General features: G+C 62.9%; 8 protein-coding genes. 6 read left to right on the top strand and 2 right to left on the bottom strand.

The features are described 5' to 3' along the window. Positions 1-8: 8 nt before the first annotated feature. Complete coding sequence (locus RCH11_RS13665) at positions 9-1,301, bottom strand: ABC transporter substrate-binding protein (RefSeq protein WP_327057571.1); 1,293 nt, start codon at positions 1,299-1,301, stop codon at positions 9-11. A 314-nt stretch (positions 1,302-1,615) separates the two neighbouring features. On the opposite strand from RCH11_RS13665, the gene RCH11_RS13660 reads away from it, so the two are divergent. The 6 genes from RCH11_RS13660 to RCH11_RS13635 are packed head-to-tail and all read left to right on the top strand — an operon-like array spanning position 1,616 to position 7,424. Further along, positions 1,616-2,728, top strand: a complete 1,113-nt coding sequence (locus tag RCH11_RS13660) for a LacI family DNA-binding transcriptional regulator (protein ID WP_327057570.1) — start codon at positions 1,616-1,618, stop codon at positions 2,726-2,728. A 25-nt stretch (positions 2,729-2,753) separates the two neighbouring features. Further along, a complete protein-coding gene (locus tag RCH11_RS13655; RefSeq protein WP_327057569.1) occupies positions 2,754-3,554 on the top strand; it encodes a ThuA domain-containing protein in 801 nt (266 codons plus the stop codon). Further along, positions 3,551-4,702 carry a Gfo/Idh/MocA family protein gene (locus RCH11_RS13650; RefSeq protein ID WP_327057568.1) on the top strand — a complete coding sequence of 384 codons (1,152 nt, stop codon included), beginning with the start codon at positions 3,551-3,553 and terminating at the stop codon, positions 4,700-4,702. The genes RCH11_RS13655 and RCH11_RS13650 overlap by 4 nt, the downstream gene beginning before the upstream one ends. A gap of 14 nt (positions 4,703-4,716) precedes the next feature. After that, a complete protein-coding gene (locus RCH11_RS13645) occupies positions 4,717-5,646 on the top strand; it encodes a glycosyl hydrolase (protein ID WP_327057567.1) in 930 nt (309 codons plus the stop codon). A gap of 48 nt (positions 5,647-5,694) precedes the next feature. Continuing rightward, positions 5,695-6,123 carry a MarR family winged helix-turn-helix transcriptional regulator gene (locus tag RCH11_RS13640; protein WP_327057566.1) on the top strand — a complete coding sequence of 143 codons (429 nt, stop codon included), beginning with the start codon at positions 5,695-5,697 and terminating at the stop codon, positions 6,121-6,123. A 5-nt stretch (positions 6,124-6,128) separates the two neighbouring features. Then, positions 6,129-7,424 carry an MFS transporter gene (locus RCH11_RS13635; RefSeq protein ID WP_327057565.1) on the top strand — a complete coding sequence of 432 codons (1,296 nt, stop codon included), beginning with the start codon at positions 6,129-6,131 and terminating at the stop codon, positions 7,422-7,424. Between the two features lie 11 nt (positions 7,425-7,435). On the opposite strand, the gene RCH11_RS13630 is transcribed toward RCH11_RS13635, so the two are convergent. Next, positions 7,436-9,445 carry a sensor histidine kinase gene (locus tag RCH11_RS13630; RefSeq protein ID WP_327057564.1) on the bottom strand — a complete coding sequence of 670 codons (2,010 nt, stop codon included), beginning with the start codon at positions 9,443-9,445 and terminating at the stop codon, positions 7,436-7,438. Between the last annotated feature and the right edge of the window lie 132 nt (positions 9,446-9,577).

Here is a 9,577-nt window from a genome sequence, read left to right as displayed (position 1 = left end):
CGGACTACCTAGGATGCAACGGAGCTGCGGGCAGCGGCCCAGCGCTTGTTCAGGTCTGCAAAGTACGACTTCATGTCGCCCTCTGCTGCCCCGCGAGCAATGTCGACCAGCTTCTGGCGATAGACCTTGCCGAACAGGTCGATCTCGGCCTTGTTGTAGATATCTGAATCAAGAGCCGGCTTCTTCGCGGCACTGAGCTCGACGTACTGCACCTTATTGTCGGTGAAGTCCTGGAGCGTCGTCGGGTTCTTTCCATTGACCTGCGGGGGAAGCGCACCGGCATCTGCGGCGAAGGTCGACTTGTTGAGGAACCAGTCGACCCAGGCGCGAGCGGCCAGCTTGTTCTTCGAATTGACGTTGACACCGATGTTCACGTCGCCGCCAACGGCCGAATGGAACTTGCCATCCTTCTGCTCGGGGAACGGCATGAATCCGATGTCGGCCGGGTCTGCGCCAGCCGTCTTCGCCGCATCCTGGAACTGTACGATCGCCCAGGATCCGAGCACAGCAGAGGCGACCTTGCCGGTCGCGAGCATGCCCTTCGACCCCTCCCACGAGGTAGTCAGCGGGTCGGGCTCGCTTAGCCCGTTCTTGACGACGTCGAACAGCAGGGCGTCAGTGGTGTACTGCTCGGTTCCGGACGTCCACGGCGCGTTGTTGCCGTCCCGATCCGCGACGACATTCGTATTCGCCGAGAAGCCCTGCTGTCCCTGCCAGCTGCCGAGCGGCCAGCCGTCCTTGTAGTTCGTGTAGTACGGAATCGCAGCGGTCTTGGCCTTGATCAGTTTGAGGTCGGAAATGAACTCGGCGGGTGTCTTGGGAATGGATGTGACTCCGGCTTCTTTCCAGACGCGCTTGTTGTACACGATGCCATTGGCATTGCCGAAGGTGGGGAGGCCGTACTGCTTGCCCTTGAACGACTTGTCGTTGAGAAAACGGTAGGTTTCCTTCAACTTCGCTGTGTCACCGAGCGGTTCAAAGAACTGCGGGAGCTGATTGGGGGTGACTGATGCCGGAATCCCGAGCACGTCACCGTAGTTCTTGGTGCTGAGCCGCGTCGTGACTTCGCCCTCGTAGTCCGTGATGCCCTGGAGCTTCACGGTAACTTTCGGGTAGGCCTTATTGAAGGCCGCGACATAGCCGGCGTAGACCTTGTTTTTGATCAAATCGGTACGGTTGGTGAGAACGGTGATGTCGCCGGACGGAGTGCCGCCGGTCGATCCCCCGCCTGTGCTCGAACATCCGGCGAGCAACAGGGCGGATACCGCCACTGCTGCGATCGCGATGTGCTTCTTTGCCATCTCTTGGTCTCCAGATCTATGTCGCCCTTGACGAGGCAGCGCCGTCGCCGAAGTGCTGAGTTGCTGACTAGGAATCGTGCGCTGTTCGGTTGACGCTAGGCGAGAAACGGTGAAAGGTCAAGCTCGCATGTCAGCGCTGACATCCCATCGTTATGGAGCTCATCTTGTTTTGTTTTTTTACGACAAGTGAGTCAAACATTGTATTTATCGTCGAGCTTGGTATTTGGACGTTCACAGAGCGGCACGCTTGCGCCCCCTCGATGTCCACGCTGTCATCACGCCATACGGATCCGTTACGGTGCTACTGTTGCTGCATGACCGAGCCGGCGGGGACCACAGAAGCGGGCATCGGTGACCGCTCGGATTCGATCAACGACAGCGCGTGGCCAGCGACGTCGACCGTGCTGCAGCCGCAATCCCGTGCCACTCTCGCCGATGTCGGCCGCCTCGCCGGCGTCAGCCCAAAGACGGTTTCCCGGGTGATTCTCGGCAGCGCCAATGTTGCCGACGACACGAGAGACCGGGTACTCACCGCGGCCCGTTCCCTGCGATTCCGCCCGAATCACCTCGCCCGCAATCTCCGACACGGCAGCGTGACCAACATTGTCGCATTCGTCATCGGTGACCTGAAGAACCCCTTCTATTTTTTGGTGGCCGCCGGGATCGAACGCGAACTCGCGCGCCACGGGCTCATGATGATCCTCGCCTCCACTGACGACGATCCCGCGACCGAGGAACGGGTGGTCGAGACGCTGCTCAAGCAGCGGGTTCGAGCCCTGCTGATGACCCCGATCGCCAGCGACCAGGGGTATCTCGAGGGGGAGCGTCAACTCGGAACCCCGGTGGTGTGCATCGACCGGCCCGCGAATAACCTCATCGCCGATGCCGTCGTGTTGGCCAATTTCGAAGGTACCGCGAACGCCGTGCGGCAGTTGATCAGCGCCGGCCATCGCCGCATCGCCTTCGTCTGCAGTCCGGCCTCGCTGTATACCCACCAGGAACGCCTGCGCGGATACCGTCATGCGTTGCGCGAGGCAGGAATCACCGACGCCGCGCAATGGGAACGGCTCGAAGAGGTCGATGGCCCGAGTGCCGAGGACTCCGTTCGTGATCTGCTTTCCCTGCCCCAGCCACCGACCGCGATCGTCGCGGGAAATAACCGGGCGAGCTCCGGCGTGGTCCGGGCCCTCGGAAACCGGTTCGACGCCGTCGCCTTCATCGGTTTCGACGATTTTGAACTCGCTGATGCAGCGGGCATCACGGTCGTCGCCTACGACCCTGCCGAACTCGGCAAACAGGCCGCCCGCCTGGTTGTGGAACGCCTGGACGACCCCCTCGCGCCGCCACGGCAAATCGAAATACCCACTCGATTGATCCGGCGTGGCTCGGGTGAGATAGCCCATCCCGCTTCAGCCTCACTGAACTGATTCGCCGAGCCACAAGGGAAATTCCGTGCCGCAAACCGCCGTCCGAAAGTCCATCAACGTCGTCGTCTGGGGAGAGAACCGCCACGAGCAGACCGATTCGAGTATCGCCGCTCGATACCCGGATGGCATGCACGGGGCGATCAAGCAGGGGATCGAGGAGTACCTCGGTGCCGGGGCATCCGTCTCTACAGTCACGCTCGATGACCCGGAGCACGGGCTGACCGAGGAGTTACTCGCGTCGACCGATGTGCTTCTCTGGTGGGGGCATGCCGCGCACGAACAGGTCGACGATGAGGTGGTGGATCGGGTGCACCGGCATGTGCTCGCCGGGCTCGGTCTGATCGTGCTGCATTCCGGGCACTTCTCCAAGATCTTCAAGAAGCTCATGGGCACCTCATGTTCGCTGCGTTGGCGCGGTGAGACCGATCGCGAACTGATCTGGACGATCGATCCCACGCATCCGATCAGCCAGGGAATTCCGCATCCCCTCATCATCGACAGCCAGGAGATGTACGGCGAATTCTTCGATATCCCGGCACCCGATGAACTGGTCTTCATCAGCTCGTTCGGCGGCGGAGAGGTGTTTCGCAGCGGGTGCACCTGGAAGCGCGGTCACGGACGCATCTTCTTCTTCAGCCCGGGAGACCAGGAGTACCCGGTCTATTTCCAGCCCACAATCCGTCGAGTGATCGCTAATGCGGTCGAGTGGGCTGTTACCAGTCGGCCGGAGCGCACTTCGCCGCAGCTGAGCCGGGTCTATTTGGGGGAATTCTTCCCCGAGTTCGATTCCGGCGGCAATGCGATCAAGGGGACGGTCGCCAGATGAGCGCGTTCGCGCTGCTCGCCGATTCCGCCTCCCCGGTGCGCGTGATCCAGGTGGGGGCCGGAGGCATGGGTCGGGTCTGGTTGCAATTGCTCGCCGACAGCTCCACCGTGCAACTCGTCGGCCTCGTCGATCTCGATGTCGAAGCCGCACGCAGCGCCCTGGAGGAAGTAGGACTATCGGATGTCGCGGTGGCGGCCAGCCTGAACGAGATCGCCGTCTCGACCGGAGCCGAAGCGGTCATCAACGTGACGGTTCCCGCCGCCCACCATCCGGTGAATATCGAAGCGCTGTTCGCGGGGCTGCCGGTGCTGTGCGAGAAGCCGATCGCGCCGACGCTGAGCCAGGCGCTCTCGCTCGCCGCCGCATCCGAGGCATCCGGCCAGCTATTGATGACGAGCCAGTCCCGCCGCTATTACCCGGTGCTCGCCGAATTGAAGCAGCAACTCGGGTCGCTCGGAACGATCGGAATGGCGGCGACGGAGTATTCCATGGCTCCGCGGTTCGGCGGATTCCGTGACGAGATGGACAGCCCCCTCCTGCTGGACATGTCAATCCACGCCTTTGATGTCGCGCGCTACCTTTTGGATGCCGATCCGGTCTCCGTCTACTGCGACAGCTTCAATCCGAGCTGGAGTTGGTATCGGGGAGACTCCGCCGCGACCGCGATCTTCGAGTTCGAAGGTGGCATTCGCTACAGCTACGTCGGCAGCTGGTGCAGCCCGGGATTCGAGACCTCATGGAATGGCTCGTGGCGGGTGAGCGGCTCTACGGGTACGGCCCTCTGGGACGGCGAATCGAGGCCACGGATCGACAACGCCGAGGGCGCTCCGATTCTCGACGGGGATGAACGCTCCACAGAATCCAGTGCCGGGGAGACCATCGCCGGAAGCCTGGCCGAGTTCATCGCCGCTCTGCGCACCGGCCAGGTCCCCTCCGGCGAAGTGCACTCGAACATCCTCAGTCTGGCCATGGTCGCGAGCGCTGTCCGTTCGGCCGAAACCGGTCAGCGCGTTGTGATCGACGCTCTCCTCGAAGAGGCCTATGCCGAGGCGGTTCGCGGCGAGCGCCACCCCGCGATCGCGACGCGTCTCGCCGGTTGGGGATCGGCCGCGACCGGCCTCGCGCGCGGACGACAGGCACTCTCCTGAGCACGTACCCCGCGGTGAATTCACACGCAACGGGCGAAGCGCGTGCGCTCCTGGACCTCGTCTCTACGGTCTCGGGTGAGCACATCCTGTCCGGCCAACACAACACGCCACGGGAACTCTCGTTGTACAGCGATGAGGCAGCGCGGATCACCGACTCCTACCCGGCGCTCTGGGGGCAAGATTTCGGATTCTCTGAAAATGGCGACATGGATGGGATTAACTTCCGCCAGGACGTGATCGATGAAGCGATGAAGCAGCACGCTGCCGGCTCGAAAATCACGCTCATGTGGCATGCGGTGCGCCCAACCGAGGACGAACCGGTGACCTTCCTCGACAGTATCTGCAATGGGATGCTTCCGCAGGCGGAGTGGGACGACCTCCTTACCGAGGGCACCGACATCCACGCCCGCTGGATTCGTCAGGTCGATGTAATCGCCGCGCTGCTGACGCAGTTGCGCGATGCCGACATCCCGGTGCTGTGGCGCCCGTATCACGAGATGAATGGAAGTTGGTTCTGGTGGGGCGGTCGAGAGGGTGCCCGGGGGTACGTGGCGCTCTACCGGCAGTTGTATGAGCGGTTCGTGTCGGTGCACCACTTGGACAATCTCATCTGGGTGTGGAACGCTAACGCTCCCCGCGCTGATGCCGCCGCCTACGCGGGTTTTTATCCCGGGCACGATGTCGTCGACATCCTGGCCGCGGACGTCTACGCGAACGACTATCGCCAGTCGCACCACGACGAGCTCGTCGGGCTCGCCGATGGCCGGCCGATCGCCCTGGGTGAGGTCGGCGTTTTGCCCACCCCGGAGATTCTCGAGAGCCAGCGCCAGTGGGCCTGGTTCATGACCTGGACGACGTTTCTCAGCCAGGAGAACGACGCCGACGAGGTGCGTCGGCTCTTCGCCAGTCCGCGGGTGCTGCACCGGGGCGAGCTGGGGCAGTAGCGTATAGAAATTATAATTAGCACCGCTAATAAGCTATGCTAAGGATATATGGCAAGCGATGAATCACCGCACGATGACCAAGACATCAGGTTAGCCATTCAGCGACTAGCCCGCCGCATCCGTTCGATGCAGGCCGATGATGACGTCACCGAAGGTCAGCGCGCCGTGCTATTTGCCCTGTCGAAGAATGGGCCGCAGACGCTGGGATCGCTCAGCGAACACGAGCGGGTGACACCTCCGAGCATGAACCGTACGATCAACGCGCTGGTAGACCTTGGCCTGGTGACGCGGAAGACTGCGACCGATGATGCTCGTAAAGTGAGCCTCGATCTCTCCCCGGCCGGCTGCGATTTCACCCGCGAGACCCAACGTCGGCGAGACGCGTGGTTCACGACCCGGCTCGACGCGTTGCCTGCCGAGCAGCGTCGGCTGCTGCGTGAAGTCACTCCGATCCTGCGCGACCTGGCCGACAGTTGACCGCGATGTTCCGCTCGCTGAGCGGGTTCAACTATCGGGTGTGGGCGGCCGGAGCGCTGGTCTCCAATGTCGGCACCTGGATGCAACGCACCGCGCAGGACTGGATCGTGCTCACCCAGTTGACCCACCACGATGCTGCCGCGGTCGGGTTTGTGATGGCTCTGCAGTTCGGTCCGCAACTGCTGCTACTTCCCCTCAGCGGACTGGTCGCCGACCGTCTTGACCAGCGCAAAGTGCTCATGGCCACGCAGGCCGCGATGGGAACTCTCGGGCTGGCTCTCGGCATCCTCACCGTCACTGGCATGGTGCAGCTCTGGCACGTCTACGTGTTCGCGGCCCTTCTCGGCTGCGTCGCCGCCTTCGACGCGCCGGCTCGCCAGACCTTTGTCTCCCAGCTCGTCGGTGGTGCCAACCTTTCCAACGCGGTCGCCCTCAACTCGGCCTCCTTCAGTGCGGCACGGCTGATCGGACCAGCCGCCGCGGGACTGCTCACCGCCGCGGTCGGCGCCGGCTGGGTGTTCCTCATCAACGCGGGCTCGTTCGGCGCGGTGCTGGTCTCCCTCGCGTTCCTTCGGGTGGCGGACCTCCAGCGCTCCGCCCGGGCGAAGCCGAAGAAAGGCAACCTCGCGGAGGGTTTCCGGTACGTACGGTCCCGACCTGACATCATGGTGATTCTGGTAATGGTCTTCCTCATTGGCACGTTCGGTCTCAATTTTCCGATTTTCATCTCGACAATGTCCACGTCCGTCTTCCACCAGGGTGCCGCGGCGTTCGGCGTGCTCTCCTCTGTCATGGCCATTGGATCAGTCGTCGGCGCGTTGCTATCGGCCCGACGCGAGAAGCCGCGGCTTCGGTTCCTCTTTGTGTCATCAGCCGTCTTCGGCATTGGCTGCATCACGGCCGCGGTCATGCCGAGCTACTGGGAATTCGCGATTGCCCTTGCCGTGGTCGGTCTGGCCTCCCAAACTATGATGACGACGGCGAACGGTGCCGTGCAGCTCTCCACCCCCGCTCCGGTGCGCGGTCGAGTGATGGCCATCTACATGGCGATCTTCATGGGCGGCACCCCCATCGGGGCACCCTTCGTCGGCTGGGTCGCGAATGAATTCGGGCCGCGCTGGGCGCTCGGAGTGGGCGCTGCATCCGGAGTTTTGGCAGCGCTCGTCGGCCTGTTCTGGCTGGTGAAGTACCACAACCTCCGCGTGCATTACATCGACCGGCGGCTGAGCGTGACCCACGACGGGCGCGAGCTCGCGGCCGAGGAGATCGTGACCGATTCGGTCATCTCGCAGAAGGGCTGACGCGCGACTCCCTAGGAGACTGTCTTCGCTCTCGGCATCGTTACAGTGACGGTAGTTCCGCCTGCCAGATAATCGCTCTTCAGAGCGATGCGACCACCGTGCCGCTCGACAAGAGACTTGACGATCGGCAGGCCGAGGCCGGTGCCTTGGATCACTCGAAGGGCCTCCGCGGGAGACCGGTAAAAACGTTCAAACACCTTCTCGACGTCTTCAGCGGGGATGCCGGGGCCGGTGTCGGTGATCACGAGTTGCACCTCATCGTCGGTGCAGGAGGTGATGATGTCCACCTCGCCTTCCGGAAGTGAGAACTTGATCGCATTGGACAGGATGTTTGAGACGATCCGGGTGAGGTCGTGCGAGACGGACGTCACAAACGGCGATTGCGGGTCGAACGACATCGACACGATCACCCCGCGCGACTTTGCCATGGTGGACTGCTCCTGCACGCACTCCCGGATGAGCCGGTGAAGGTCGACAGCCTTCGTGGTCTTCGTCGGCGAACTCGCACTCGTGCTTCCGAGCTCGAGCAGGTCTTCGACCAGGTCAGCCAATCGGCGAGCGTTGCGCTGGATTACGTCGATGTACTCTCGAATCTCCGGCTCCGTCACCGCGTCTTCCATCACCTCCGCGAAGCCCAGGATGCTGGTGATCGGAGTGCGGAGTTCATGGCTCACCGACGAGACGAAGTCGTCCTTTTGGCGGTTGAGATCACGGAGCTGGTCGACGAGGTCCTGCTCGTGCTCGAGGGCCTTCTGGTTGGCGACCTGTGCCTCGTATCGATCCGTGATGTCCACAAACTGTGCGGCGATGACGCCCTGGTCGAATTCGGAGTTGCGGGTACTGAGGAAATACTGCACACGCCGACCGGCACGGGTCGTTAGTTCACCGCGCTGCTCCGATACTCCACTCCGGCAATAGGCGTCGAAAATCTGCACTGCGGGGTCACGGCGAGAGAGCCGCACGACGCCCCCTGGGCCAAGATCCTCGACTTCGCCGGCGAGTGCGGGCCACTCGAGCATCTCGCTGGCGGCATCGTTTCCGAGAAGCACGCGCACCTCAGGAAAGCGAATCGGCTGAAGGATGAGCAACCCCACCTGCGCACCGACGAGGCCACCTCGCAGCAGTTGGCTCCGCGACTGCACCTGCTCGGCGAGACGCTCCCGTTCGAGGCGCCCGGCGCCGAGGAAGATGATCGTTCCGGCCTGGGCGATAAGGAACAGCTGGAGCATCTGGTTTGTGACGCTCACCCCCGCGACCTCCGAAGCGGCGAATGGCCCGCCACCGGCCGCCGTCAATTCCACCGTGAGCACCGCGGTCACGAGCAGCTCGATGATGGTAAAGCCGTAGCTGAAGTTGAAAGCCGCCCAGGACAGTACCGGGAGCGAGAGGAAGACCAGGGGCAGGGCATTGGTCGGCGAGAACACAAACCCGACTACGGCGAAAGTGACGACGATCTGCGCCACGAACTCCAGCCGATTGCGCGATACATCACCGCCGTAAACGACAAGCACCGGCGGTACCACCACGATGACCGCAGCGGCGTGGGACGCCATCACCGCGAATAGGGTCTCGATGAATCGACCGCCTTGGAGCATCCCGACGACCGCTGCAGCAAGCAGGCCGATTACCATCGAACCCGTAAGGATAGCAATCAGCAGGCGGGCGACATCGGACATCCGCCGAAGTCCCGCACCCCCGATGCCCCGGGAGAGGATCGCGCTGACGAGCCAGGTCTCGCTGAAGTTGGCTATCCCGAATCCGATAGAGACGAGGAGGGGTCGGCCGGCAGCATAGTTCGACCCGACCGTGACCAGTCCCACGAGAAGCGCCACACCCCACCGCCGCTTCCGCGCGCAGAGCGCTGCAACGACGCTGGCGCCCGCCGCTGGCCACCACGCCGCCGTCTGGGAACCGGGAGGTGTGAGCACGACCGCCGCCAGGCCGAGCACATAGGTGAGCGCTAGAAGGCCGGCGATGACCGAGAACCGCGTGCGTGCGCGAAGGCCGCTTACCAATGACACTGCATTTATACGTGCTAGCACGGCGCTCCCCCAGGCCTCATCATTATTGTGCCACCCAAGCGACTGGTGAGCTTTCGCGGGTGATCTCCCTTTTCACGAACAGCACCGCGGTGAACAAGCCAGCGTAGACAC

Origin of the sequence: Glaciihabitans sp. GrIS 2.15 (genome assembly GCF_035984695.1) — a bacterium.
Lineage (GTDB): Bacteria > Actinomycetota > Actinomycetes > Actinomycetales > Microbacteriaceae > Lacisediminihabitans.
This window is presented reverse-complemented; position numbering and strand designations above follow the sequence as displayed.